This is a genomic window from Bradyrhizobium sp. S69, assembly GCF_009766005.1.
Classification (GTDB): Bacteria; Pseudomonadota; Alphaproteobacteria; order Rhizobiales; family Xanthobacteraceae; genus Bradyrhizobium.
The window spans coordinates 1-26,220 of the sequence record NZ_LMUK01000001.1 but is presented as its reverse complement, the minus strand read 5'-3'; the positions used below and the strand labels follow the sequence as shown (position 1 = coordinate 26,220).

The window sequence follows — 26,220 nt, the reverse complement described above, 5'->3', positions numbered from 1 at the left end:
GCCATCGCCAGCCCCTGCTTCGCGCTCAGGGCAATCGAATCACACCCCAACCGCCCTGGCAAATGCTCGTGGCCGAAAGATTCTCCCGCTCTGAGGAGCGGCGTCTTCGCCGCGTCTCGAAGGATGTTGTTCAGCTCCGTGCTTGCGTCCATCCTTCGAGACGCGCGCAAGGGCGCGCTCCTCAGGATGACGGCCGAGGTGCTTCACAGGCTCCCTGAGCCGGGCTTTTGCTTGATCTCAATCCGGATAAACCCGCTTACGCCGGCGCGTTCACCGGCGGGGATGGCTCGGCCTCCGCCGCCACCGAATGATCGGCGGCCAGCAGGATGTAGAACGCCGGCACCACGAACAGCGTAAACAGCGTCCCGATCGAAAGCCCTGACGCGATCACCAGCCCCATGTTGAACCGCGATGCGGCGCCGGCGCCCGATGCCGTGATCAGCGGCACCACGCCGAGCACCATCGCGGCCGTGGTCATCAGGATCGGCCGCAGGCGGATCGATGTCGCCTCGATGACGGCGTCACGCTTGGAACGGCCGGCGTGCTGCAATTCATTGGCGAATTCGACAATCAGAATACCGTGCTTGCTGATCAGCCCCATCAAGGTGACGAGCCCCACTTCGGTGTAGATGTTGAGGCTGGCGCCCTTGACGCCGAGCATGATGAAGATCAGCGCGCCGGCAATCGACATCGGCACCGAGACCAGGATGATCAGCGGATCGCGAAAACTCTCGAACTGCGCTGACAACGCCAGGAAGATGATGATCAGCGCAAAGCCGAACGTGGCGGCGAAACCCGAGGCTTCCTGCACGAACTGCCGCGACTGCCCGCCATAGTCGACGGTGTAGCCGACCGGCAGCATCCGGCCGGCGATCTCCTTCATGGTCGCGAGCGCCTCGCCGGTGATCACACCGGGGGCGGCGACACCGGAAATGGTCGCGGCATTGATCTGCTGAAAATGGTTCAGCGATTCCGGCACCGTCGTGGTGTTCAGCGACGCCACCGTCGACAGCGGCACCGCCGTGCCGTCGGACGTCTTGATATAATAATCCAGCACCTGATCGGCGTTGAGGCGGTAACGCTGCTCGACCTGGGGGATCACCTTGTAGGAGCGGCCGTCGAGGCCGAAATAATTGACATAGCCGCCGCCGAGCAGGGTGCCGAGCGCACCGCCGACGTCGCTGAGCTTCAGCCCGAGTTGCGCGGTCTTGTCGCGATCGATCACGACAGAGGTCTGCGGCTGGTCGATCTTCAAATCATTGTCGAGAAAGATGAACTTGCCGCTTTTCAGGGCTTCCGCGGTGAACGCCTTGGCCACGCCGTCGAGCCGGTCGAACGGATCGGTAGTCTGGATCACGAATTGAATCGGCAGGCCGGAGGAGCCGGGCAGCGGCGGCTGCTGAAACGCCACGATCCTGGCGCCGGCCACGCCCGCCATCTCCTGCTGCACCACCGGCTGCAGCTCGGCCGCGTTCTTGGCGCGCTCATCCCATGGCTTGAGCACCCAGCCCGCGATCGAACTGCCGATCACGTCGAGCTGAAACACGCCCGCGGTTTCCGGATGCGCGGCGAAGCGCCGGTAGACCTCGGCCGAATACAGCAGCTTTTGTTGCAAGGTCGCGTTCGGCGCCAGGGTCGATTGCGTCAGGATGATACCCTGGTCTTCCTGGGGCGCCAGCTCGTTCTTGGAATTCGAATACAGCCAATAGATGCTGGTCAACACCAGTGCTGCGAACACCACCGTGACGGGGATGGTATGCAGGCTGGCTGCCAGCAGCCGCTGGTAGCCGTGCCGCAACCGGTCCATCCGTGCATCGATGAAGGTGACGATACGGTCATCCAGCGTCGGCTTGTCCTTGTTCGGCGGCCTGAGAATAAAGGCGCAGCACATCGGCGTCAGCGTCAGCGCGATGATCGCCGACACCGTGACCGCGCCGGCGAGCGTAAAGGCGAACTCGGTGAACAAGGCGCCGGTCAGGCCGCCCTGGAAACCGATCGGCACATAGACCGCGATCAGCACGATGGTCATGGCGATGATCGGGCCGGCCAGTTCGCGGGCTGCGGTGAGCGCGGCCTGCAACGGCTTCATACCGTCCAGAAGATGGCGGTTGACGTTCTCGACCACGATGATGGCATCGTCGACCACAAGTCCGATCGCCAGCACCATCGCCAGCAGGGTCAACAGATTGATCGAGAAGCCGAGCGCCAGCAGAATGGTGAAGGTGCCGACCAGCGACAGCGGTATCGCGATCACCGGAATCAGCACCGAGCGCCAGGAGCCGAGAAACAGGAACACCACCACCGTGACGATCGCGAGCGCTTCGGCCAGCGAACTGATCACCTCGTGGATCGAGCTGTTCACGAAACTGGTGGAGTCGTAGATGATCTCCGAATTGAGCCCGTCCGGCTGCTGCGCCTTGAGCTCGGGATACACCGCGCGCACGCCCTTGATGACGTCGAGCAAATTGGCCGCCGGCGCGACCTGGATGCCGATATAGACCGCGCGCTTGCCGTTGAAGCCTACGGAAGAATCATAATCCTCCGAGCCCAGCGTGACATTGGCGACATCGGAGAGTTTGATGTTGGAGGTACCCGCCTGCTTGATGACGAGATCGCGGAACTCCTGCAGCGATTTCAGGTTGGTCGCCGCGGTCAGGTTGACCTGCACCATCTGGCCCTTGGTGGTGCCGAGCCCCGCGATGTAGTCATTGCTCGACAGCGCCGTCGACACGTCGGTCGCGGTCAGCCCGTAGGCTGCAAGCTTGATCGGATCGAGCCAGGCGCGCAGCGCGAAAGTCTTGTTGCCGAGCAGTTCGGCGGTCTGCACGCCCGGCACGGCCTGTAGTTTCGGCTGCACCACGCGGATCAAATAATCGGTGATCTGATTGGGCGCCAACACGTCGCTGTTGAAGCCGAGATACATCGCGTCGATGGTCTGGCCGACCTTGACCGACAGCACCGGCTGCTGCACGCCGCTCGGCAACTGGTTCAGCACCGAGTTCACCTTGGTGCTGATCTCGGTCAGCGCCTTGCCGGAATCGTAGTTCAGCCGCAGATTGATGGTGATGGTGCTGGTGCCGGACTGGCTGGTCGAGGTCATGTAGTCGATGCCGTTGGCCTGGGCGACGGCGTTTTCGAGCGGCGTGGTGATGAAGCCGGCGACGATCGCGGGATCGGCGCCGTAATAGGTGGTCGACACGGTGACGATCGCGTTCTGGGTCCGTGGATATTGCAGGATCGGCAGCGACGTCATCGATTTGAGACCCAGCACCAGGATCATCAGGCTGACGACGATGGCGAGCACCGGGCGGCGAATGAAGATATCCGTAAAAGACATGACCGCTCCGTCTACTGATCGACTGGCGTCGGATTGGCGTCGTTCGCGACCGGAATGCTGTTGTCGACTTTCAGCAAGGTGCCGTTGCGCAGCTTGATCTGCCCCGCCGTCACCACGGTCGCGCCCTGCTCGACGCCCGACAGCACCGCGACCTGATCGCCGCGCGTCGCACCGGTCTTGATGAAGGTCTGATGCGCCACCAGCCCGTCTTTGCCGGCGTCGCCCTTCACCGCGAGATAGACCGAATTGCCGTAGGGGTTATAGACAACAGCGGTTTGCGGCAGGGTGACGTAGCGCGCGGCCTTGCCGGTCTCGATGTCGATCAGGACAAACATCCCCGGCAGCAATTTGCGCTCGGCATTGTCGAAGATCGCCCTGACCTGCACGTTGCGGCTGGTTTGATCGACCTTGGAGTTGAACGCCTGCACCACGCCCTTGAAGGTCCGGCCCGGAAAGGCGTCGAGACGGGCGTTGACGGCCTGGCCGACCGCAACCTGATCGACTACCTGCTGCGGCAGCGTGAAATCGACGTAAAGCCGATCGAGCGCCTGCAAGGTGACGATGGTGGTGCCGGCGGTAAGATACTGGCCGACATCGACCTGGCGAACGCCGATACGCCCGGCAAACGGCGCTTTCAGCGTCTTCTGATCGACCAGCGCCTGCTGCTGGTCGACCAGAGCGAGCGCGTTGCGCCGATTGACGACATCGGCGTCAACCGTGGCCTGGCTCACCGCGTTGATCTTCAACTGGCCCTCATCGCGTTTCAGCGTGATCGCAAAGCCGTCGGCGGTCGCCTGCAACGATTGCAGCTTGGCGACGTCGTCCTCCTTGTGCAGGTCGAGCAGCACCTCGCCGGCTGCGACGTCCTTGCCGGACTCGAAGTGGATGGTATCGACGATGCCGGCGAGCTGCAGCGACAGATCGGCGCCGTTCACCGCGCGAAAGCTGCCGACCGCGGTCAGTTTCGGTTGCCAATCCGAGACGGCGGCGGCGGTGGTCGACACCGTCTGCGGCGGATCGGCCAGCGATGCGAGCACCTTGCTGATCATGCCGGCGCGGAAATTGACGAACCAGGAGAGCGCCGCGAACACGGCCGCGACGACACCCAGCATGATGATCATTCGTTTCAACATGGTCTTGAACTCCACGCCTTCAGGCGTTGCATCAGTTGGCGGGGGTTGCGGGCGGTGTCGGCAGCGCCCCGGCCGGCACGAAGAAGGCGGCGATGCCGGCCGGCTTGACTTCGGAGGCCGGCGTTTCATCGATCCTGTTCCACCAGCCGCCGCCGAGCGACTGGAACAGCGCCACTGTGTCGGCGTAGCGCGAGGCTTGCGCCTTGACCCGGTTGGTCCGCGCATTCAACAGCGTCTGCTCGGCGTTGAGCACGTTCAAATAGGTGGTGGAGCCCGCCTTGAACTGCGCCTGCGATATCTTGAGGCTGTCGTCGGCGGTTTTCTCCGCATCGACCTGGGCCTTCAGCAGACTGGCGTCCGACTGGATCGCGCGCAGCGAATCCGCGACGTTCTGGAACGCCGTGATGATGGTCGAGCGATACTGCGCCGTGGTCTGCTCGAGCGCTGCGACCTTGGATTCCTTGGTATGAAACAGCGAGCCGGCATCGAAGATCGGCCCGGCGACGCTTGCCGCAGCACTCCACGCCATGGTCTGCGGCCCATAGAGCGCCGAGAACGCCAGCGCCTGACTGCCGCCGGACGCCGACAAGGTCAGGTTCGGCAGCATGTTGGCGGTGGCGACGCCGACATTGGCGCTGGCCTGATGCATCTGGCTTTCCGCTGCCCTGATGTCCGGCCGCTGACGCACGAGCAGCGACGGCACGCTGACCGGCAGGTCACGCGGCAATCGCAGCGCGTCGAGCCTGATTGATTCGCCCCTGTCCTGACTGGGAAGCCGGCCGAGATAGGCCATCAATTGATCGCGGCCCTGGGCGCGCGATTTTTGCAGCGGCGGCAGCAGCGCGACGCTCTGGGCCAATTGCGCCTTCTGCGACAGCACGTCGGCGCTGTTGACCGCGCCGAGCGCAAATTGCTGCTCGAGCAGTTCGACTTGCTTGCGCTGGCCTTCGATCAATTCCTGCGTCACCCGGATCTGCTCGGCATAAGAAGCATCGCTGATCGCGGCGGCGACGACGTTCGATGTCAGCGTCAGATAGGTCGCCTCCAACTGGAAGCGCTGATACTCGGCGCTGGCGCGATCGGCCTCGATGCCGCGCGCCTTGCCGCCGAAGATGTCCGGCGTAAAACTCACCGGCACCGAAGTGTTGTAGAGCGTGTACAGCGAGGCAGGCCCGGTCAGCCCCCCCGCCGCGGCCGGCACTTGTTCGCGCGTGACGCTGGAATTGCCTGTGATCGACGGGAACAGCGCGCTGGTGTCAGCCGCGGCGACCTCGCGCGCCTGGCGCAACGCGGCCTGCGCCGCCACCAGATCCGGATGATTGGCGACGGCCTCGCTGACGAAGGCATCGAGTTGCTTCGATCGAAGTGTCCGCCACCAGACCCCCGAGACATCCGCGCCGTTGGCAAAACGCTGCGACGCACCGCCGGAGGCTGCTGCCGCGTCCGTCGAAGTCAGCCGCCCCGCCGTATAGCCGCTGACGCCGGGCGCTGCAGGTTGCACGAAGTCCGGACCGACCGCGCAGCCGGTCAGCGGAAAGACAAGACCGAGCACGAGCGCGGCCGCCTGAAACAGCGGGGCTTTTGCCAGTATCTGAATACCAATCAGCTGGATTCGAAGCAAAAATCCCGGCGGCATGAAGCAACTTTCTAAAAACTGAACCGTTCAGTACTTGGCAACAGCGCTAAATGGAGTCAAGCAGTACTGAACTGTTTAGTTTTATTACAAGGTTGGCTGCGCCTAATTGTTGCCCCAAATCGTTGCCGCGCTTCTTATTTTCCGCCGAAGCAGGCAAGCTCGTCACCAAGCCAGGGAGGATTCCATTGAACGACATCATCGAAGCCCCCGCGCTGACGCGGCCGCCCAGTTCGGCGGGCCGCAAGATCGAGGCGGTCAGAGACGCCGCCCGGGCGCTGTTTCTGGAGCACGGGTTTTCCGCAGTCAGCACCGATGCGATCGCCAAAGCGGCCGGCGTTTCGAAAGCTACGCTCTATGCGTACTTCCCGAGCAAGGAAGCACTGTTCGCATCGCTCATCGTCGCCGAATGCGAGAGCCTGGAGCGCGCTTTGCCGTTGCCCGATCTATCGGAGGGACTTTATCCGGCCCTCCATACATTCGCGCACCAATACGTGCGTGTCTTCATCGAAAGAAAAGACATTGCCTTCGTCCGCACCATCGCCAACGAGAGCGGGCGGTTTCCGGAACTGGGCCGGCTGTTTTACGAAAGCGGACCGCACGCCACGATCCGCCGGCTCGCCGGGCTGCTCGATCAGGCCAAGGCGAAAGGCTGGCTGGAATTCGAGGATTCCATCACCGCCGCAACCCAATTTCTCAGTCTGGTCCGCGGCGAGCGTCCATTGCTCACGGTGCTTGGGATCGCCGGCAACGATCAGGACGCCTTCGATCGGGAAGTCGAATCCGGACTTCAGTTGTTTCTGAGGGCGTGCCGGCCGATCGGCCGCTAGAGCGTTTTCGAGCGAAGTGGACACCGGTTCGCGTCAAGAAAACGCGTCGAAACAAGAATCCAGAGCCGGGTTCTGATTCCATCAGAACCGGGCTCTCGACCGCCTCAAGATCGTGGTCGATTGGGATCGCGCCTTCGCCAGTCAAACGAAATACGAAATGTGATTAGGCCGGCTTCCCGAATGCCGCGATGACAAGGAAGCAGCCTGTGGTGCACATACGATCTGCTGGATAAAGCTCGCTTCGGAATCACGCGAATCTATCGGTCCCGGATTTCACTGCGCGCAATCCGCGCTACTTGTTGATTATAACCGCCCGAGGAGATTCATCTTCGAGTTGTAGGTGCCCCACCGATATCGCAGGCGCTCGACACCTTGCAAACTGCTATGCAATCTCCTATCTTACCTTTGTCTTACCTTGGAGTTGGGTGTCCATGAGTGCCGCCGAAAAGCCAACAACGGTGGTTTCGACCAAGGGACAGGTGATCCTGCCCAAGGCAATCCGGCAGCAGCGCCGTTGGGGCGCGGGTACACGGCTGCTGGTCGAGGACACAGCGGAAGGCGTGCTGCTCAGACCGGTGCCGCTGTTCCACCCAACGAAACCGAAAGATGTATTTGCGTCGCTTCCCCATAGCGGAGCGCCCAAAAGTCTTGAGGAAATGGAAGCAGGAATCGCCGCGGAGGCCAGACGTCGGCATGCTCGCGGTTGATACCAATCTGATTGTCCGCTATTTGACCGGCGATCATCCTAAACAATCCGCGAAGGCGCGTGCCGTGATCGATGGGGAGGATGTTTTCGTCGGTACCACGGTCATCCTGGAGACCGAATGGGTGTTGCGAAGCGTCTACAGCTATCATCCAACGCAGATTTGCGCGGCGCTGCGCGCCTTTGCCGGGCTGCCTCGCGTGTCGCTGGAGGATCCAGCCCTGGTGGCGACGGCGCTGGATCGCACCGAGTTGGGCCTGGATTTCGCTGATGCCTTACATCTTGGCCGGGCGGAAGATTGCAGTGCCTTCGTGACATTCGACCAGCGGTTTATCAGCGCCGCACAAACCGCAGGTCTCGTCAATGTGCGGTCGCCTTAAATGCGGATGAACGTATCCATGCAGCGCGCAGGACCGCGCGAACGGACATAAGCGTCGCTTGCGCGACAAGCCCGCGAACTTGAGCGCGCGTCGCTTAAAACGATCTTGGCCAGCGGTCCAACCAGACCGCATCAGCAGGCCGGACATATGGATGCAATCGATCCGATCAGACCTTCAAAAAATCTTGCGGCACGGGGCCGTCCACATATGGACCCCAGATCAACGCCGGGACGACGCGTTGAGAGACTTTGCGAGATCGCCATCAAAAACAAAAAAAGCCCGGTCTTGCGACCGGGCTTTTAAATTCAATCCGATAAGACCGCTTACGCGGCCTCGTCGGCGACGGCGGTATCGCCATCGCTGTCATCATCGGCGTCGGCCTCGCCTTCGGCGCCTGCTTCGGCCTCGGCCTTGGCGCCGCGGCGCGGGCTCTTGGCGAGCTGGCCTTCGATTTCCTTGACCGCTTCGGTCTCGGTCACATGCTGCACGACCGCGATCTCACGCGACAGCCGATCGAGCGCGGCTTCATAGAGCTGGCGTTCGCTGTAGGACTGCTCGGGCTGCGATTCGGAACGATAGAGGTCGCGCACCACTTCGGCGATCGCGACGATGTCTCCCGAATTGATCTTGGCTTCGTATTCCTGCGCGCGGCGCGACCACATCGTGCGCTTGACGCGGGCGCGGCCCTTGAGGGTCTCCAGCGCGCGTTTGACCAGCGCCGGCTCCGACAGCTTGCGCATGCCGACATTGGCGACCTTCGCGGTCGGCACCCGCAGCGTCATCTTGTCCTTCATGAAATTGATCACGAACAGCTCAAGCTTGGCGCCTGCGATCTCCTGGTCCTCGATGGCCAGGATCTGGCCGACGCCATGCGCCGGATAAACCACGAATTCGTTGGTCTTGAAGCCCTGGCGCTGGGTCAGCACCTTCTTCGGCTCTTCGACGCGCGGCGCCGCGGCGGCCACGGGCTTTGCCGGCGGCTTGAGCGGGGCGACGACAGGCTTGGCGGCGACGGCCGGCTTGACCGCAACGGGGGCGACGGTCTTCGGCGCAACCTTCGAAGCGGCGGGCTTCGGGGCAGGCGCTTTCACGGCAGTTTTTGCAGTCTTGTTGGGCATTGCGCTTCTTTTGTTCTTAGAGGATTTTGCAGCCGTGGCCTTGGTGGCGGCCCGGGTATCCTTGGGGGAAGTCCGGACACGGCTCTTGGTTGCACCACGGCTCGCCGCAGCGGCTTTTTTGGAACCCTTGGAGACACTCTTTTTACGCGTTTTCTGTGACACAGCCTGCGCGCGGAACTGCCACGCCCCTGTTTGATGTTTCACGGGAACCGCTGACGCCAAAGGTACGCATGGCTGGGTTCGGCTTGTATTGTGCCTAATATAGCACATTTTCCGTGAAAATCAATGATTTAGGGGATGCAGAAGCACCTTTCGGCCCGCTTCGGGCCTATCAAGCAGGATTACGGTTAAGTCAAATGGTGACGGCCATCCGAAAATGGCACCAAAACGTGACCGTAGTCAGTCACCAGTCCCCGGCGCCGGAGAAAAATATTTCTCGAACTTGCCTTCCATGCCCTCGAAATCCTTGGCGTCGGCCGGGGATTCCTTCTTCTGGGTGATGTTCGGCCAGCTCTTGGCATACTCAGTGTTCACCTCGAGCCACTTCTCGAGGCCCGGCTCGGTATCCGGTTTGATGGCGTCGGCCGGACATTCAGGCTCGCAAACCCCGCAATCGATGCATTCGTCGGGATGGATGACCAGCATGTTGTCACCCTCGTAGAAGCAGTCCACCGGGCAGACTTCAACGCAATCGGTATATTTGCATTTAATGCAGGCTTCCGTGACGACGTAAGTCATCGAGTGCAGTCTCCGAGGCTCCGAAACGGTTCAATTTCAGCGGTTTGCGTAGCGCATGAACCCCGCAGCCGCAAGGGAAGGAGCAGCCCCCCGGCAGGCGTTTTTGCGCGATCCTGTTGCTTAATTGCAGATAGCTATCCAGGGCGGATCCGCAAAACTCAATCGCGCTGATCCGGATCTTTGGAATCTTTATGCTTCAGATCCTCGTAGAGCAGGCGCGCCGCGGTCGCATCGCCCCGCCGGTCGGAAAATCCAACCACTTTGAGGATGCGGACGCTGTGATCGAGCCCGATCGTCAGCACGTCACCTTGTTTCACGGCGTGGCCAGGTGACCTTTCCCGCTCGCCATTGACGCGGACATGACCGGCCTCGACCAGCGCGGCCGCGCTGGTGCGGGCTTTCACCACCCGCGCATGCCACAACCATTTATCGAGACGCTGGCGTTCCAAACAACACCACTAAGAAAACGCTGTTGGCTAGTCCTTGCGGCCGGCGGTCAGTTGCTCCTTGAGCGCGGCCAGTTTGGCAAACGGCGAATTGGGATCGACCGGGCGATCGCGTTCGCGCGGCGCGGCGCTGGTCGCCCACTGGCGATGCGACGGGCCGCTATCGCGCTTGTCCCGTCCGCCCTTGTCGCGGCCACCGAAATCGCGTCCGCCGCGATCCTTGTTGCGATCGCCGCCTTTGTTGTCCCGATTGCCGTCACGATTTCCCTGGAACTTGTTGGGGCGGTCGCCCTTCTCGCGGTCCTTGCCCTCAAAGCCCCCGCCAGAGCGACGTCCACGGTCATTGCGCTGGTCGGGACGCTGCTCTTGCTGCGCCTCGGCAACCGCGGGCGCACCTTCCACCGGGGCTGCCGTGGCGACCGCAGGCGTGTCGGTGCGGGGCTTACGAAGATCATTGTTGCGGCGTCCACGCCGATGGTGCTCGCGCTTTTCACCGGCGCCGGCTTCGCCGACAGCAGTGACTTGCGCGCCGTCCTGCGCGGCAGGCTGCTGGCCCTGATTCCGATGGCGGTTGCGATCGTGACGGGGACGGCGATCGTCCGAACGTCCACCGGGCCGCCAGACTTCGACCATTTCCGGAACGGCGGGCGTGGCAGGCTCGGCGCCAGTTGCGGCTGCTTCAGCAGATGCGACTTCAGAAGATGTGGCTTCAGAAGATGTGGCTTCGACGGCGGCCTGATCCTGCGGCGCCGGCTCGGTCGGGGCTTCAACAGAAGGCTCCGATTGCGGCAGAGTTTCCGCAGGCGCAGCTTCAACAGCCGCAGCTTCGGCAGGCTCGGCTTCAACAGCTTCAGCCTCAACAACTTCAGTTTCGACCTGGGCCGGCTGTTCGGCGGGCGCCGCGAACGCCACCTCGGGCAGCATCGCAACCGACGGAGCCGCGGCCTCTTCGACCGCCGGCGCATCGTGGATGACATCGCCAGTCGGCGCAGCCGCGACAGGCTGTTGCGCGACGGGATCTTGCGCGGCCGGTTCCGATAGGGCGGCTTCCGACGCCGCCAGCATGGACAACACGGCTTCTTCGGCGGACGCCGGCTCCGCGTGCACTGTCCCTGAAGACGCTATCTCTGAAGATGCTGTCTCCGCGGGTGCGGCTTCAGCAGGTGCCGCTTCGACCACCACCGGCTTCGGCGGCAACGGCGCACGTTTCTCGCTGCGATAGCCGAGCGCGCGCAGGATAGAGGCAAAGTCCTCGCCGGCCGAACCGGTCAGCGAGGTCATCGCCTGCGTCACCACAAAACCGCGGCCATCGAATGCGCCGGCGGGCTTCTCACCCGGCGACGTTTCGCGCCACGACAGCGCGGGACGAATCAGATCGGCCAGCCGCTCCAGAATATCGACGCGCACCGCGCGTTCGCCGCACTGCTTGTAGCCGAGCACGCGATAGGCATCGCGCGGCAGCGCCTTGTCGACCGGAAACGAAGTCCGGCCGCTGCCGGCCAGATGCTGCGCGCCCGACAGCGCCGACAGATCGACATTGTCCAGCTTCTGCGCCCACAACAGCGAGGCCAGCGCGCGCGCCGCAGGCTTCAGCAGCGGCGGCACATAGATGTGATAGGCACCGAACCGCACGCCGTATTTGCGTAAAGAAGCGCGCGAGGGCTGATCGAGATCCTTCATCTCGGCGGAGATCTTGGCGCGCTCCAGCACGCCCAGCGATTCGATCAACTGAAACGCGATGCCGCGCGCGATGCCGGTGATGTCCTCGGCCTTGTTCAGATCGAACAGCGGCCCGAGCAGCTTTTCGATATGCGTCTTCAGCCACAAATCGAGCCGGGTCTGCACCGCCTCTCGCGCGGCGCCATTGAGCCGGTCGTCGGAAACGATGCGGACACGCGGATGCAGCGCGTCGTCGGCTGCGACCAATTTGGCCACCGCATCGCCGGTCCAGCGCAGGGTACCGTCGGAGGCCAGCACGAACTGATCATCCGGCGCGGCGGCGCATTTCTCGGCACGCGTCTCGATTTCGCCGGCCAGCGCCTTCTGCGCGGTCGCCTGCAACGCCTTGGCGTCGGACCCGGCCTCCGCCGCATCAGGCGCAAAGGTGAATCCGTCGAGCCGGCCAATCACATGGCCTTCCACGATCACTTCGCCGGTCTTGCCGATTTCCGTATTCAAAACACTGTTCTCCCGCAGGCGGCGCATCAATACACTGGTCCGGCGATCAACGAAACGCTCCGTTAGCCGTTCATGCAGCGCATCGGACAATTTATTTTCGACATCACGGGCGATCCCCTGCCAATGTTCGGGGTCGGCCAGCCAGTCCGGGCGGTTGGCGACGAAGGTCCAGGTCCGGATTTGCGCGATCCGGCCCGATAGCGTGTCGATATCGCCGGTGACATTATTGGCCTGATCGACCTGGGCGGCGAACCAGGCGTCCGGAATCCGGCCTTTTTGCATCAGAAAGCCGAACAGGGTCGTCACCAGCTCGGCATGGGCGGCCGGCGCTATTTTGCGGTAATCCGGAATCTGGCAGGCATCCCACAGCCGTTCCACGGCGGCAGCCCCCACCGCCATCTCGCGCACATCGGCGTCGCGCGCGGCGTGATCGAGCACGCGCAAATCCTCGGCGATCGGCGCGCGGGTCAGCGCCTCGTGCGTGGGCGACAGCGCCAAAGAGACCTGCAACGCGCCAAGCGAGGCGAAATCCAGCTTCGAATTGCGCCATTGCAGCATTTTCACACTCTCGAAGGTGTGATTCTGCAACGCATTGACCAGTTCGGGCTCGAACGGCGCGCAGCGCCCGGTGGTGCCGAAGGTGCCGTCGCGGGTGGCGCGCCCGGCACGCCCGGCGATCTGGGCGAATTCGGCCGGATTGAGCCGGCGGAACTGATAGCCGTCATATTTGCGGTCGGAGGCAAACGCGACGTGGTCGACGTCGAGGTTGAGCCCCATGCCGACCGCGTCCGTCGCCACCAGGTAATCGACGTCGCCATTCTGGAACATCGCCACCTGCGCATTGCGGGTGCGCGGCGACAGCGAGCCCAGCACCACGGCAGCGCCGCCATGCTGGCGTTTGATCAGTTCGGCGATGGCGTAGACTTCATCGGCGGAGAACGCCACGATCGCGGTGCGGCGCGGCTGCCGCGTGATCTTGCGGTCGCCGACGAATTCAAGCTGCGACAACCGGGGCCGGGTGACGATCGAGGCGCCCGGCAACAGCCGCTCGATGATCGGGCGCATGGTGGCCGCACCCAGCAACAGCGTTTCGTCGCGGCCGCGCCGGTGCAGGATGCGATCGGTAAACACATGCCCGCGCTCCAGATCGGCCGCGATCTGGATTTCATCGACCGCGAGAAACGAAACATCCAGATCCCGCGGCATCGCCTCCACGGTCGACACCCAATAGCGCGCCTTGGGCGGCTTGATCTTCTCCTCGCCGGTGATCAGCGCCACGGCATCGACGCCGACCCGGTCGACGACCTTGTTGTAGACCTCGCGCGCCAACAGCCGCAGCGGCAGCCCGATTACGCCGGACGAATGCGCGACCATCCGCTCGATCGCAAGATGGGTCTTGCCGGTGTTGGTGGGCCCGAGCACCGCGGTGACGCCGGCGCCGGGAGCCCTGTCTTGCGAGAAGAAGGGCGAAGAAGACGAAAAGGCCATGATTTCAGGTAGTTTCTGCGTCGCTTGCTTTGAAGAGGTGTTTCATAATGCGACGCGCTTGGGCCGCGGTTTAAGCTCTGGAACGAGTCCGGAACGAATCACGCCCGAATCGCTGACTCAGTCCCACTCCTGATCCGTTCACCGCAACATCTCGTCTTGATGACCCATGGCGACACTAGATCAAGTTTGACACGGGGCGACAAGTGACGGTTTTTCGGCGAAATTCATGAAGATCGCGCGAACGCGGAGTCGAATCAGAAGTGGCAGAGAGTCAAGCGCGATTCCTGTGGTTGTGGTTCTTACCTCTCCCCGCCGGGGAGAGGTCGGCGAGGAGCGAAGCGACGAGACGGGTGAGGGGCGGTGGCTCCATTGCGACGGCAAGAACCCTCACCCGCCGCGCCTTCGGCGCAGCGACCTCTCCCCGCCGGGGAGAGGTGACCCGTGCCCGTTGCAGCCGTCTACCCATCACTCCGCAGCGTTGAACAGCCTCAATTCGTCTTCGCGACATGGGTCGCGGTGGCGATGAACTGGGTGGCTTCCAGCATCGCGGTGCCGAGCGGGGTCGGCACCGTCATCCGGAACGGCACCAGGATGCGGGTTCCCGCCAAGGGCGCGAATGCGATTTCCATGTTGCGCTGGGCCGACAGATATTTGATCACCGGGCGATCGGGGATGTAGCCGGAGACCGGCGCGAAATACAGCGCACAGACCACCACCGGGCCCTGATAGCCTTTTTCCGCCTTCACGGTTTCCATCCGCTTGAAGTCGAGCTTCAGCTCGTAGCGCATGCGGCCGTCGAACACCGGGGCGCCGGTGCGGCAGGCATCCGGGGTCAGCAATTCGCCTGACCCCGGCACCCGCAGCATCGCGCCGGTCATCGGATCATAGACGCCGTGGCGCTGCGCATCGGTCACCGGAATGCGATCGGGATCGACCGGGGGCTCCGGCTCGATGGCGAATTCCTTTACATAGCCGTTGACCAGCGCCATCCGGATCGCTTCGGATTTCTTCGAGGTCGTGGTCGAGGCGGTATAACCGGTCGCGATCAGCGCGCCATTCACCACGCGGCCCTGCGAGGCGCTGGTGCCGGAACCGCCGGCGAACGCCTTCAACAGTCCCGCGGTGCCGCCGGTGGCAGACGCGGTGAACTGATCGTCGGTGATTTCGATGGTCCAGGCGCCCTTGCCGACGGGAATGCCGGCCAACGTGGCCTCATACCGCGCATCGAGCCTGCCTTGCGCCGATGCCGAATGCGGCGGCAGCAGCAACATCATCACGCCGGCGCACAGGCCGCCCAAAACCCGCCACCCTGATCGGGCAATGCGGGGCGAATGCTGGCGGGGGGTGGTCACGGAACGGCGGTCCTCAACTACAATCAGGCGCGATCGTTGCTTCATGGCGGCAATCATATCCGGCAGACATAACAACCGGGGCGCTCTTTTAATCCAGTTTAATCCGACCGGGCGCGCATTCCGGCGCTGGGCTCGCAAAAAACCGGCCAACGGTGGTTTCGGCGTGGAATACGCCCTTTATATGATGGACTTAACGGAGGTTTACAACATTGGGAACACTGGCAAAACCACGCTTTCCCCGGATGCTTTCGAACCCGAAACCTTGACGCCCAAACCTTGACGATCCAAGCCGCAGCCCCTATACGTCCGCGGTTCCCGAAACGGACATGATTTTGGACCCCCGCGCCGCCCTGTTTACCAGGGAGAGTGAGTGGCGGGGATGTAAGAGGATTTACGACGATGTCGCGACGCTGTGAACTGACGGCCAAGGGGCCGCAGGTGGGTCACAAGGTGAGCCACTCGAACACCAAGACCAAGCGCCGGTTCCTGCCGAACCTGTGCAACGTCACCTTCATCTCGGACGCGCTCGGCCGCAACGTGCGCCTGCGCGTCTCGACCAACGCGATCAAGAGCGTCGATCACCGCGGCGGCCTCGATGCCTTCCTGGTCAAGGCCAAAGCCGACGTGCTCTCGCCCCGCGCGCTCGACCTCAAGCGCGCCATCGAGAAGAAGCTGCCGAAGGTAGAGTTTGTGAAGAAGCCTGAGCGGGTGGCGAAGGCGAGCTGAACTTAGTTTCAGCACTGAGATTTTTGAACGGCCGGATCGAAAGATTCGGCCGTTTTTGTTTTTGGTGGGATTATCGTGTCCCGGACGCGGTGCGGCATGTAATGCCGCTCCGCAGAGCCGGGACCCATCGTCGCGAGTCCGACCTTGCAAGTCGTGGACCCCGGATCAGCAGCGCATCACGCCGCAGACGGCGTGCTGCGCAGCATCCGGGGAACGTGCGGCATCGGCGCCGGCGCCTTTGTGGGTCCCGGCTCTGCGGAGCAGCGCCAAAAGCGCTGCACCGCGTCCGGGACACGAGTCACACCTCCGCCCTCAGCTCTTCACATACGGACATCCACCTTCCGCCAGCGGCCGGAACGCGTCGTCGCCTTTTACCGTCGTCTGATATTCGTAGAGGTCCCATTTGCTCTTGGACTCCTCGGGCTTCTTGATCCGCATCAAATACATGTCGTGGACCATGCGGCCGTCCTCGCGGACCACGCCGCCTTGGGCGAAGAAATCGTTGACCGGGGTTTTGCGCATCTGCGCGATCACGGTTTCCGAATCCACCGAGTTGGTGGCCGCGACCGCTTTGAAATAGTGTCGCAGCGCCGAATTGACGCCGGCCTGATACGCGGTCGGCATCGCGCCATGCCGCTTGAAGAATTCCTCGGCGAACACCCGCGTCTCCGGCGTGCGATCCCAGTAGAAGGAATCGGTGAACAGCAGATCATGCGCGTGCGCCAGCCCCAGCGCCGGCACGTCGGTCAGCGTGACCTGCAATGCGACCAGCTGCATGCTCTGGCGGATGTTGAACTCATCGGCCTGCGCCACCGCGTTGCGGAAATCCGAGCCGGCATTGGCCAGGCCCAAGATCTTGGCGCCGGAGGCCTGCGCCTGCAACAGGAACGAGGAGAAATCCGCGGTATCGAACGGATGGCGCACTGCGCCCAGCACCTTGCCGCCGGCGGCCGTCACGGCCTTGCTGGCATCGCGCTCCAGCGCCTGGCCGAAGGCATAATCGGCGGTGAGGAAGAACCACGGCGTGCCGCCGCGCGCCACCACCGCTTTCGCGGTCGCGTTCGAGGAGGCGTAGGTGTCGTAGGTCCATTGCACCGAGGTGGGCGAGCATTGCTTGCCGGTGAGATCCGACGAGCCGGAGCCCGAGATCAAAAACAGCTTCTTGCGCTCGCGGGTGAAATTCTGGATCGCCAGCGCCACCGCCGAGTTGACGCCCTCGGCGATTACGTCGACGCCCCTGTTGTCGATCCAGTTGCGCACGATGCCGACCGCGACATCCGGCTTGTTCTGGTGATCGGCGGAAATGATCTCGATTTTGCGCCCCGCGACCGTGCCCCCGATCTCCTCCGCCGCCATCTGCGCCGCGATCACCGATCCGGTGCCATTGCCGTCGGCATATTGCCCGCTCATGTCGGTGATGATGCCCACCCGCACCACGCCGTCCTCAGCCCGCACCGGCGCCGCCGCCAGCAACGCCACGCCGAGCGCGACCCAACATCCGGATCGCGCAGCCTTGATCGTTCGCATAAACTCTCCCGCAAGATTTTGAATTGATTGAGCTATCCTGATTGCAGGGATTTTGCGTGAGGGCAACGGGCAATCAGGCATGGGTGGGAGTCGCCGGGGCGACGGCGCAGGCAAATTTACAGATTTAGCGTTTGGACCGGCTGGGCTGGACGATCGGGCCGCTTTTTGTGTTTTTAGTGCCGGCAAGCAACCCAATTCACAATTAATTCGGCCCCGGACTTGCGTTAAGGAGCGCCGAATACATGGAAGCAACGTACGGCTGCAGCAGCTTGTCGACTTGATCGAAATCTTGAACCTTAAGAAAATGGTAAGGCTCATCAAGCTCGATGACTTGATCGAACGATTCTTCGGTTGGTGTTTCTATCCCCAGAATTACTTGCGCGCTCTCGGGCAACTCGCGCGCAATATACTTGATCATCCGAGGCAAGTTTTCCTCGTCTTGGCCCAACTGCTGCGGCGAATCGATAACTAGCGGGATCGAGTATGACCCATATGAGCCCAGGGAAGCTCGCCACAACGCCGAGTAATAAGCCAATATTGCCCTGGGTCCACCACTGCCAGAGACATTCGGTCGACCCCCAAGTCTTACCTTCTTAGTATCTATCGCCGGTAGATTCAGCGCTACTATCGCAGATGCGTAGGCACCCCGAAACAGCGAAAGAATTTCTTTCGTCCTCTTGGCGCTGGTCAACTCCGCCAGCTTACCTGAGAAGACTTCGATTTGACTCAACGCCTCATCAATCTTTGTCTTTAAGGCTGCAAGCTCAACTTCAAACGCTTCAAACGCTGCCTCCGCCCCCATACTGCGAACCACGTCTCCAAACTGAAGATCGCCCCGGCGCGTATTGAGTATTTCGGATACCGCGTGATACCGTCCCTCTAACTCGCTGAGGCGGCCTCGAGTTTTTCCATACTGAGCAGTTGCAAGCTTTGCGTCTTCTTTTAAGCGCACCACTAGCTCTCGTAAAACACGAGCGTCCTCTGCGTACGTGAGCATTTCCATGAAAGATTTGTCGTGCTCCGCTCCGCACGTTGGGCAAGTCAAGGTTTCATGCGGCTCAGTTCGAAGATATGAAGCGTCGCTATCGTACTGCGACAACGTATCTACGGCCAATTTTACTTGAAGAAGCGCACTGTTGAGCGCTTCTTGCTCACGAACCGCGAGGTCTCTAAGTCTTTCTTGTTCAGAATTTAATGCAGATACTTCCTCAGCAAGACGATTGATGTCTTGTTCAAAAACTTCGGGAATGATCTTTGGCCCACTCAGCGAAATGGTTTTCCCGAATCTTTCTCTGAATTGAGAGACTAAGCGATACTCGCGTTGCAGTTCCTCCAAATTTTTCTGGACCAGCGCCTTTCTCGAATTGATCTCATACCACTCTGGCGGCTTGACCCCGGTAAAATACTCCAAAACAGCCTGTATCGGAGCCTTGTACTGCTGCAAACCGGTAAAGGTATCCCACTCCGACAGCCAGCTCCCATCTTGATTAATGTAAAAAGGAAGAAAGAAACACCGCGAATCCGCGGCGATGGAATTACCCTTTTTATCGGCAAGAATGAGATTAAAGCCCGTTACGGAAGAAACTGCATCAGTCCAACCTAAATGGTTGCTTGCTGCCGCTACAAGCGTCCCATCTTCCGCGAACAGAGCGCGATATCCACTCTGATGAAGAGCACGGAATTTCTTCTTATCAACGCTAAACTCTAAGAGAGAGATTGCATCTTTGTCCCACGCGGCGAGGGAGCCTTTGGGCGTTGCACCCAGCGACGCGAAAATCGACTTAATCAGAGTCGATTTTCCCGTGTGATTTAGGCCCACGATCAAGTTTGTGCGGCCGAATTTGACCGCTCTTGCTCGTTGCTCCTGCCGTGACAGAAGCCAAATGTTTTCGAATCGAAAGTTTTTCATAAGACTTTGTCCTGAGACTTCTAACAAGTCGCCTTAGATTTGGACCGCGCATTTTATCGCTCTCAATGCAAAGTGGGCCTGAAGCATCGCGGAATTTAGATACGGAAAGCCGATTTTTAGCTCGGTCAACGCCGTGATAAAAAATGGTAAAAGAGCTTGGGGATCCTCTTTGTCGGCAAGCCAAACATCACAAGCCTTCGCGACATCTCTGTCCTCCGGCAAATTGGCGCCCATGACTTGGCGACGATATATCGACGCTGCTGCGGCCCGAATGCCGATAATTTCCATAACTCCCATTCCTTCTGAAGCGAGCTTCGAAAGCCATATGTCTAGATGCTGAAGAAGGTCCGGAATGCTCTGAAGGTTGGCAAGCGCTGCAACGAAATCCGATCGAGCGTAGCCGCGTTGAGCTCTCATCTCTTCGAACGTGGTGCACGAGACCGTCTTCGCTCCGAGCGGCCCCACCTTAGCAAGAAGGGTTTCGACCAAAGCACGAGCTTGACCAGCGTGAGGGGGGCTGCGAGCGAGTAAGAAGGAGTGAGCAACGCCTACAGTAAATGTAGCGCAGTCGTCCACCGGAACATTGACCCGCTCAACATAGATTCTTGAAAGATCAGGCGACGGCTCACCCTGAGCATGAATTGATTTGAAGCTTTCGGAGAGCAAGCTTCGGAGATGGTCCGGAAGATTTGCCATAGCGACCGGCAGAGACGTTGCCGCATTGGTTCCATCCGCCATGGCAAGATCACAGCCGGCATTTGAAATAAAGCGGGCGGTCCCGGTTAGCTCCTTAAAAGCGCGGAGAGCGCGATAGAGCTTCCCCATGGGACTGGAAAAGACCCCTTTTATAGGCTTAGGCTTCTTTGTCGGCTTCCCCAATTTCGGCGTATGCAGATTGGTTAGCTCAGCCCAAGTCCACTCATTGCGGTCTTTCTTCTTTACTTGATATATCTCGATTTTAGTTGGAGCCGAATTCGAGTCGACGACAGCCACATCTTGTATCGCTTCAAATAGTACCAGAAAGTCTGGCTGCTCCTGGCTTTCGAGTTCGAACATTCGAACCAGCGCCCAGTTTCGTTGAAACTCGACGCCTTTTTGGTTATGGGCCCCTCCGGTTTCGGAGAGTTCCTTATCATTCACTATTTGTAGTATCTCGGTAAAAGCGTCCGGCACCATACACACGCGCTCTAGTTGATTGGGCACGATAGCGACACAATTTCTGCTCAGTCAATGGTTCTGCATAATCGGTCCCCTTTCCTTCCGATCAGCGGCATGCAGAACTGTATCATCGTTCGCTCGGTCGCTTCGCCTTTAGCAAACGATTACGATGTGTATCGCTGGCAGTCGCGGGCGCACCGCCGTGATTGCCCGAGTCTACTATTTTGGGCCTGCGAGGGATCAAGGTTTACTCCTGCTGCGCCGCACTGCTACCTCCCCTTGCCACTCCCTCCTCATACTGGTCTGCTTGGCCCCCATCGACGCCTCCGCCCCTCGCGCCGCCTTCGATCCAAATACAACAAGCAAACGCGCCCCACGGAGAGAGACGGATGAAATGGCAAGCGCTCGCCGCCGTACTCCTCATCTCTGGCACCGCCGCCGCCCGCGCCGAGCCGGCCACCGTGTATTTCCCCAGCAACGACGGCCAGACCCAACTGGTCGGCTATCTTTTTGCGCCGGCGACGCCGGGGCCGCATCCGGCGGTGGTGATGCTGCATGGCCGGGCCGGGCCCTATTCGGCCAATGACAATGAGGATTGCACACGCGTCGCCAAGGGCGTCGATTCCGATTGCAATGCCTCGACCCTGTCGAAGCGGCATCTGGCGTGGGGCGAATATTGGGCGGCGCACGGCTACCTCGCGCTGCTGCCGGACAGCTTTGGGCCGCGCGACAAGGGTCACGGCTTTGGCCGCGGCACCCATGGCGACCCCGACCGTGACGACGTCAACGAGCGCACCGTGCGGCCGCTCGATGCCGAGGGCGCGCTGAAATTTTTGCAGGCACGCCAGGATGTCACACGAGCGCAGATCTATTTGCAGGGATGGTCGAACGGCGCCTCTACGGCGCTCAACGTGATGTATCGGCAGGCGCCATCTGCGGCGCCGGGCTTTCACGCCGCGCTGGCGTTCTATCCGGGCTGCGGGCCGCGCGCGCTGATCTCGCAGAAATACAGGACGGCTGCACCAATCACGGTGTTGCTCGGCTCCGACGACGAGGAAGTGTCGCCGATCGTGTGCCATCGCGTGCTCGATGCCGCCACGGGCAAAGGCAGCCCGATCGCCGTGATCGACTATGCCGGCGCCACGCATGATTTCGACGACCCCGGCAAAAAGCGGCAGTCGGTGCCCGGCAACGTGGCCGCGCGCGAGGATGCGCTGCGGCGGGCGGCGGAGGTTTTCGGGAAGTAGTGAGGGGGAAAGTACCGCGTGCCCGCACGAGAGGCCTTTGGGCTTGATGCGATCGCCTCAACGAGTCGTCCCGGCGAACGCCGGGACCCATACCCCCCGATTTCGCAAGTAAGAAAGGGCCTCTGCCACAACGGCTAAGACGAGAGTCCGCGCCGTATGGGTCCCGGCTTTCGCCGGGACGACCGGCGGAGAATGCGTGCGCCCAAGAAAGACGTGGATGCCCGGGTCAAGCCCGGGCATGACGAACTCGGCTCACACAAAATTCGTCAATTCACGCTATGCTCGCCAAGATTGCATCCCTGGGGGCCCCTTCATGAGAAACATCGTTATCTGCTGCGACGGCACCGGCAACGAGATCAGCGAGAACATCTCCAACGTCCTGAAGTTCTATCGCTGCCTGCGCAAGACCGACAAGACGACGCCGCATCAGGTGGTGTTCTACGATCCCGGGGTCGGCACGCTGACGCGGCCGGACCCGTGGCACAAGCTGCGGCAGGATTTTTCCGCGATCCTCGGGCTCGCCACCGGCTATGGCCTCGATGAGAAGGTGCTGCAATCCTATCAGTTCCTGGTCCACAATTATCAGGAAGGCGACCAGATCTATCTGTTCGGCTTTTCCCGCGGCGCCTACACCGTACGCGTGCTGGCGGGCCTGATCCACAAGGTCGGCCTGATCTCGCCGGAGCAGGCCAATCTCGCAGGCTCCGGGCTCACCGCCTACAAGCAGCTCTCCGGCGACGATCCGCCCGTGCCAGGCGTCGATCTACAGGCGCTCACCGACGGCGGCGACAGCGAGGGGCCGCTGCCCGCGACCAAGGACGACCAGGCGGCGCAGTTCGCGCGCATCCTGTCGACGCGATGGCCGACCATCCGGTTTGTCGGGGTGTGGGATACGGTGGCCAGCGTGATCGTGCCGCGGCCCGATCGGCTGTACTGGCCGAGCATCGAGGAGCTGGCCTACACGCTGCATAATCCCAGCGTGCAGATTTTTCGCCAGGCGATCTCGATCGACGAACGCCGCTGCATGTTCCGCCTCAAGAAATGGGACGCGCCGCAGACCTTTGCGCATAACCGCTTCAACGATGCCAAGGCCGAGCCGCAGGACATCTTGCAGGTGTGGTTCGCCGGCGTGCATTCCGATATCGGCGGCGGCTATCCGGAGGCGCAAAGCGCGCTGTCGAAATATCCGCTGATCTGGATGATCGACGAAGCGGTGAAATGCGGCCTCAGCGTCAATCCGGCCACCGTCCATCAACTGGCCTGGGGCACCCAGCGCAAGGCCAGCCCGTTCTCTTACGTCGAGCCGAGCGTTAAGGGCCAGTTGCACGATTCGCTGACCGGGGCGTGGTGGCTGCTCGAATACATCCCGAAGGCCGCGAAATACCGCGAGTGGCCGCGGCGCGAAGTTCATTTCGGCTTCTACATCCCGGATGGCGAGCCGCGCCCGATCCCGGAAGGCGCCGTGATCCACGAATCGGTGGTTGAGCGGATGAAGGAGATTCCGGATTACAAGCCGGTCAATTTTCCGCTGAAGTTCGAGACGTTCCCGATGCCGACGCCGCCGGTGCGCGAGAGCAATGAGACGGCGTGAGATTCAGGGCGAGGGCGCGCGTTCTTTTCCCTTCTCCCCTTGTGGGAGAAGGTGCCTTCGCGCAGCGAAGGCGGATGAGGGGTCTCAGCCTCTCATTATGTCGCTACCCCTCATCCGGCGCTTCGCACCACCTTCTCCCACAAGGGGAGAAGGAAGAAAGTCGGATGCGGCGCAGCGCCATGGCGCGTCGAAGACACGCGTCCGCACGCTGCGCCACGTCGGAGACGCGGGCATTTGGGTAGGCGTAACAAAATTAAATTAAGTCAGGGAGCGAAGATATTTGACGCCGAGCTACTCAAGGTTCGCAGGGAGTTTCGTTTTCCCACGGCGCGGTCGCAAACGCATCGACGCGCGGCGCGGCGACGCAGGGACGACCGTTGACGTAGTGAGGGGCCGCAGGAGCATTGACCGCAACGCCGTCAGCGAGCACGTGATGGAGATGACGGACGTGGTGGTGCTGCTTGGCGAGGACGGGGGTGGTCAACATCGCGGTGGCGATCACGGCCATCGCGAGCGGCTTGAAGTTTGTCATGCGTTTCTTCTCCATTATTTTTGCAGAAGCCAACATTGCGTTGCCTCCTGAAGTCAACGTGGCCCAAGCACGCGGTCATTGACAGAAACATTTACTCACATTCGTTCACTGACGCGCGATCACCTCTTGCGGTAGCGATTCTGCATGGCAGACATCGCGCGGCGTCGTGTTTGATGAACTAATTTTAATGGTCGGGATGGTCGGGATGTATCGCGGCAAACACAACGGCACCGTCATCCCCGGGATGAACGCAATTGCGTTCACCCGTGAGGTGCGAGCTCTTGCGAGCCTCGAAGGATGGCCGCACGCACTGCGCTGAACACCATCCTTCGAGACGCGGCGAAGACGCCGCTCCTCAGGATGACGGTTGAGTTGTTGCACGGGATAGCGTTGGCGCGTGGAAATCGTCTGCCCGACGGGCAACTCACCTTCGCGCGCCGAATCCTGTCCAGCCCCCTTCGCAAAAATATTTTTGTTTCCTTCCAAGGCAAATCACCTGCTTATTAGCTCCCATCCCGTGCCCCATGAGAGGGGCGTTTCGCGAATCGTCACGGACGTTGGGCGCGGGAGGCGGTGGACGCGGAAGGCTGCGACTGACGAGCGCGGCTGATGCGGACGGTTAAGTCGTGTGGTCCTGACGCCCCAATGGCCGGCGTCAAGTTCGCGATGATGCTTCGCATCACGCGGGCGACGGTGACAAACAAGCCCTGGTCTCGCCGGGGAGAGCACGAAATAAACCGTAAACCATTGTGCAGGGGATGCCGGTTGAAACCGGTGAGCCTGTGGCGACTACCCCGTGTTTTTTACACGGGACCACGGGTGCATCGGACACCCGGCATTCCCTGCGCCCTCTATGTTTGAGGGCCGGCGATTTTCTTCCAACAACTCGGGCGCGATGCGCGGCGAGAAGGCGGAGGTGTGTGCTCTCTCTTACCCTCCCCTGGAGGGGGAGGGTCGACGCGAAGCGGCGGGGTGGGGTGGCGTAGAGACTTCGCCCTGAACTTCACCCCACCCCGGCTCACATTTCGCTTCGCTCAATGTGAGCCGACCCTCCCCCTCCAGGGGAGGGTGAAGCGCGCCTCGTCATCGGGAAGATGCGCCCCTAACGCGGCGCAGCTCCCACCGGTGGCGGCGCGGCGGGCGGGCGTTGCAGGAAGGTGATCGAGGCGAACGCGCCGATCCAGGAGCCGGCGGCGGCGAACGCGACGTAGATCCAGTTCTCGGTGTAGCTGATCACCGCATAGGACGACAGCAGATACCAGAAACTGCTCCAGGTCGCGGCGGGGACACGACGCCGCGCGACCACGGCGGAGGTGAACATGACATAGACCGCGTCGGTTGCCGCGGTCGCGACCATAACACCGGCGGCTGTGAGGGGATTGATGGCGGACATCTTAGACCTCCGGGGTAAGCTCATAAAAATGCTATAGCGCTTTCGAACCGGAGGATAACACATGAAACGATTGATGATCCTGAACGGCCCCAACCTCAATCTGCTCGGCGTGCGCGAGCCGCATATCTACGGCACCACGACGCTGGAGCAGATCAAGGCCGACTGCGAGCAGCATGCGGCAACGCTCGGCCTCGAGCTAGCGTTTCATCAGTCGAACCACGAGGGCGAGCTGGTCGACTGGATTCAATCAGCCCGTGAGAGCGCCGACGCCATCATCATCAATCCGGCCGGCTATTCCTTCACGTCGATCGCGATCCTCGACGCCATCAAGGCGTTCGACGGCCCGGTGATCGAAGTCCACATCTCCAACATTCACGCCCGCGACGAATATCACCGCCACTCCAAGATCTCCTCAGCCGCGACCGCCGTGATCTGCGGCCTCGGCCCCCACGGCTACATCGCCGCGATGCACGCGGTCGTGACGATGGAGAAGAAGGGGTGAAGCGCTTGTCCCTTCTCCCCTTGTGGGAGAAGGTGGCGCGAAGCGCCGGATGAGGGGTAGCAACATAACGAGGCGCTGTGACCCCTCACCCGCCTCCGCTTCGCTTCGGCACCCTCTCCCACAAGGGGAGAGGGGAATCATCGGCGCTGCGACAGAACAAAAACGCTCTACGCCGCCTTCACAAGGCTCGCGTCGAGATGCTTCGTATCCCTCCGCCAAAGGCCGTCTTGTTTGAGGGACGCGAGGGCTGCAGGTCCTAGGGGTAATCCTAGGAGAAGCGCTATGACGATTTCGCGGGC

Annotated in this window: 22 protein-coding genes; 8 read left to right on the top strand and 14 right to left on the bottom strand. The window is 61.5% G+C overall.

Translation table 11 applies throughout. The features are described from left to right. Positions 1 to 256: 256 nt before the first annotated feature. Genes GSQ88_RS00110 through GSQ88_RS00100 form a run of 3 tightly spaced genes read right to left on the bottom strand, consistent with a single transcriptional unit; the run spans position 257 to position 6,106 of the window. Positions 257 to 3,337 (bottom strand): efflux RND transporter permease subunit, encoded by a 3,081-nt coding sequence (locus tag GSQ88_RS00110; protein ID WP_159005195.1) that lies wholly within the window; start codon positions 3,335 to 3,337, stop codon positions 257 to 259. An 11-nt stretch (positions 3,338 to 3,348) separates the two neighbouring features. Next, positions 3,349 to 4,470 carry an efflux RND transporter periplasmic adaptor subunit gene (locus tag GSQ88_RS00105; protein ID WP_159005194.1) on the bottom strand — a complete coding sequence of 374 codons (1,122 nt, stop codon included), beginning with the start codon at positions 4,468 to 4,470 and terminating at the stop codon, positions 3,349 to 3,351. Positions 4,471 to 4,501: 31 nt separating this feature from the next. Next, on the bottom strand, positions 4,502 to 6,106 hold the full coding sequence (locus GSQ88_RS00100; RefSeq protein WP_159005193.1) for an efflux transporter outer membrane subunit: 1,605 nt from the start codon (positions 6,104 to 6,106) through the stop codon (positions 4,502 to 4,504). Between the two features lie 185 nt (positions 6,107 to 6,291). Here GSQ88_RS00100 and GSQ88_RS00095 point away from each other — a divergent pair, with 185 nt between their 5' ends. The 3 genes from GSQ88_RS00095 to GSQ88_RS00085 all read left to right on the top strand — a co-directional run bounded on the left by GSQ88_RS00095 (position 6,292) and on the right by GSQ88_RS00085 (position 8,016). Further along, complete coding sequence (locus tag GSQ88_RS00095; protein WP_246735006.1) at positions 6,292 to 6,933, top strand: TetR/AcrR family transcriptional regulator; 642 nt, start codon at positions 6,292 to 6,294, stop codon at positions 6,931 to 6,933. 431 nt (positions 6,934 to 7,364) lie between these two features. Beyond that, positions 7,365 to 7,640 (top strand): AbrB/MazE/SpoVT family DNA-binding domain-containing protein, encoded by a 276-nt coding sequence (locus GSQ88_RS00090; RefSeq protein WP_159005191.1) that lies wholly within the window; start codon positions 7,365 to 7,367, stop codon positions 7,638 to 7,640. Then, positions 7,627 to 8,016, top strand: coding sequence for a type II toxin-antitoxin system VapC family toxin (locus tag GSQ88_RS00085; RefSeq protein WP_159005197.1), 390 nt, complete (start codon positions 7,627 to 7,629; stop codon positions 8,014 to 8,016). Before GSQ88_RS00090 ends, GSQ88_RS00085 begins: the two co-directional genes overlap by 14 nt. Before the next feature lie 323 nt (positions 8,017 to 8,339). Here the strand turns inward: GSQ88_RS00085 and GSQ88_RS00080 are convergent, their stop codons facing one another. From GSQ88_RS00080 to GSQ88_RS00060, 5 genes are all read right to left on the bottom strand, one after another. Continuing rightward, positions 8,340 to 9,404, bottom strand: a complete 1,065-nt coding sequence (locus GSQ88_RS00080) for a CarD family transcriptional regulator (RefSeq protein WP_159005190.1) — start codon at positions 9,402 to 9,404, stop codon at positions 8,340 to 8,342. 129 nt (positions 9,405 to 9,533) lie between these two features. Next, positions 9,534 to 9,872 carry a ferredoxin FdxA gene (fdxA, locus tag GSQ88_RS00075; RefSeq protein WP_159005189.1) on the bottom strand — a complete coding sequence of 113 codons (339 nt, stop codon included), beginning with the start codon at positions 9,870 to 9,872 and terminating at the stop codon, positions 9,534 to 9,536. A gap of 158 nt (positions 9,873 to 10,030) precedes the next feature. Next, positions 10,031 to 10,321 carry an RNA-binding S4 domain-containing protein gene (locus tag GSQ88_RS00070; protein WP_159005188.1) on the bottom strand — a complete coding sequence of 97 codons (291 nt, stop codon included), beginning with the start codon at positions 10,319 to 10,321 and terminating at the stop codon, positions 10,031 to 10,033. A 27-nt stretch (positions 10,322 to 10,348) separates the two neighbouring features. Next, positions 10,349 to 13,984, bottom strand: coding sequence for a helicase-related protein (locus tag GSQ88_RS00065; RefSeq protein ID WP_159005187.1), 3,636 nt, complete (start codon positions 13,982 to 13,984; stop codon positions 10,349 to 10,351). Between the two features lie 488 nt (positions 13,985 to 14,472). Continuing rightward, positions 14,473 to 15,258, bottom strand: a complete 786-nt coding sequence (locus tag GSQ88_RS00060; RefSeq protein WP_159005196.1) for a DUF3108 domain-containing protein — start codon at positions 15,256 to 15,258, stop codon at positions 14,473 to 14,475. A gap of 121 nt (positions 15,259 to 15,379) precedes the next feature. On the opposite strand from GSQ88_RS00060, the gene GSQ88_RS00055 reads away from it, so the two are divergent. Next, positions 15,380 to 15,616 (top strand): hypothetical protein, encoded by a 237-nt coding sequence (locus GSQ88_RS00055; RefSeq protein ID WP_159005186.1) that lies wholly within the window; start codon positions 15,380 to 15,382, stop codon positions 15,614 to 15,616. A gap of 119 nt (positions 15,617 to 15,735) precedes the next feature. After that, on the top strand, positions 15,736 to 16,062 hold the full coding sequence (gene rpmB, locus GSQ88_RS00050; RefSeq protein ID WP_159005185.1) for a 50S ribosomal protein L28: 327 nt from the start codon (positions 15,736 to 15,738) through the stop codon (positions 16,060 to 16,062). A gap of 312 nt (positions 16,063 to 16,374) precedes the next feature. Here rpmB and GSQ88_RS00045 read toward each other — a convergent pair whose 3' ends face one another. From GSQ88_RS00045 to GSQ88_RS00035, 3 genes are all read right to left on the bottom strand, one after another. Then, positions 16,375 to 17,589: an ABC transporter substrate-binding protein gene (locus tag GSQ88_RS00045; RefSeq protein ID WP_159005184.1), complete on the bottom strand. Its 1,215-nt coding sequence runs from the start codon at positions 17,587 to 17,589 to the stop codon at positions 16,375 to 16,377. A 202-nt stretch (positions 17,590 to 17,791) separates the two neighbouring features. Beyond that, positions 17,792 to 19,498: a hypothetical protein gene (locus tag GSQ88_RS00040; RefSeq protein ID WP_159005183.1), complete on the bottom strand. Its 1,707-nt coding sequence runs from the start codon at positions 19,496 to 19,498 to the stop codon at positions 17,792 to 17,794. 33 nt (positions 19,499 to 19,531) lie between these two features. Next, on the bottom strand, positions 19,532 to 20,701 hold the full coding sequence (locus GSQ88_RS00035; RefSeq protein ID WP_210253717.1) for a dsDNA nuclease domain-containing protein: 1,170 nt from the start codon (positions 20,699 to 20,701) through the stop codon (positions 19,532 to 19,534). A 344-nt stretch (positions 20,702 to 21,045) separates the two neighbouring features. On the opposite strand from GSQ88_RS00035, the gene GSQ88_RS00030 reads away from it, so the two are divergent. Then, complete coding sequence (locus GSQ88_RS00030) at positions 21,046 to 21,903, top strand: dienelactone hydrolase family protein (RefSeq protein ID WP_159005181.1); 858 nt, start codon at positions 21,046 to 21,048, stop codon at positions 21,901 to 21,903. A gap of 313 nt (positions 21,904 to 22,216) precedes the next feature. Then, the gene (locus GSQ88_RS00025; RefSeq protein WP_159005180.1) at positions 22,217 to 23,494 is read left to right on the top strand and encodes a T6SS phospholipase effector Tle1-like catalytic domain-containing protein; all 1,278 of its coding nucleotides are present in this window, start codon (positions 22,217 to 22,219) and stop codon (positions 23,492 to 23,494) included. A 295-nt stretch (positions 23,495 to 23,789) separates the two neighbouring features. Here GSQ88_RS00025 and GSQ88_RS00020 read toward each other — a convergent pair whose 3' ends face one another. The 3 genes from GSQ88_RS00020 to GSQ88_RS00010 all read right to left on the bottom strand — a co-directional run bounded on the left by GSQ88_RS00020 (position 23,790) and on the right by GSQ88_RS00010 (position 25,419). Then, on the bottom strand, positions 23,790 to 24,026 hold the full coding sequence (locus tag GSQ88_RS00020) for a hypothetical protein (RefSeq protein WP_159005179.1): 237 nt from the start codon (positions 24,024 to 24,026) through the stop codon (positions 23,790 to 23,792). A gap of 105 nt (positions 24,027 to 24,131) precedes the next feature. Then, positions 24,132 to 24,512: a hypothetical protein gene (locus GSQ88_RS00015; protein WP_159005178.1), complete on the bottom strand. Its 381-nt coding sequence runs from the start codon at positions 24,510 to 24,512 to the stop codon at positions 24,132 to 24,134. Positions 24,513 to 25,128: 616 nt separating this feature from the next. Continuing rightward, positions 25,129 to 25,419 carry a hypothetical protein gene (locus GSQ88_RS00010; RefSeq protein ID WP_159005177.1) on the bottom strand — a complete coding sequence of 97 codons (291 nt, stop codon included), beginning with the start codon at positions 25,417 to 25,419 and terminating at the stop codon, positions 25,129 to 25,131. Positions 25,420 to 25,480: 61 nt separating this feature from the next. Here GSQ88_RS00010 and aroQ point away from each other — a divergent pair, with 61 nt between their 5' ends. After that, a complete protein-coding gene (gene aroQ / locus GSQ88_RS00005) occupies positions 25,481 to 25,921 on the top strand; it encodes a type II 3-dehydroquinate dehydratase (RefSeq protein WP_159005176.1) in 441 nt (146 codons plus the stop codon). Positions 25,922 to 26,220 lie beyond the last annotated feature (299 nt).